1 protein-coding gene is annotated in these 326 nt (G+C 69.9%); it reads left to right on the top strand.

Annotated elements, in window-relative coordinates; genetic code table 11:
• Positions 1-326: CBS domain-containing protein (locus TW83_RS16895; RefSeq protein ID WP_045983950.1), on the top strand; the 326-nt coding region annotated here is incomplete at both ends.

Below are 326 nucleotides of genomic sequence, written 5' to 3'. Positions count from 1 at the left end.
GCTGGCCATCGCGCTGATGGAGCATCGCAGGTTCACGCCCGAACATTTCCGCACCTTTCATCCCGGCGGCAAGCTGGGTGCGCTGCTGGCGAAGGTGGGCGACCTGATGCACACCGACCTGCCGCTGGTCGGGCTGGATGCCCCCATGTCCGAGGCACTGCTGGTGATCAGCCAGAAGGGCTATGGCGTGACCGGGGTCGTGGACGGGGACGGTGCGCTGGCGGGGATCATCACCGACGGCGACCTGCGCCGCCACATGCAGGGCCTGCTGGACCTGGACGCACGTGCCGTGATGACGCCCGCGCCGCGCACCATCGCGCCCGGCG

Source organism: Paracoccus sp. S4493 (assembly GCF_000967735.1).
GTDB classification, from domain to species: Bacteria; Pseudomonadota; Alphaproteobacteria; order Rhodobacterales; family Rhodobacteraceae; genus Paracoccus; species Paracoccus marcusii.
This window is presented reverse-complemented; position numbering and strand designations above follow the sequence as displayed.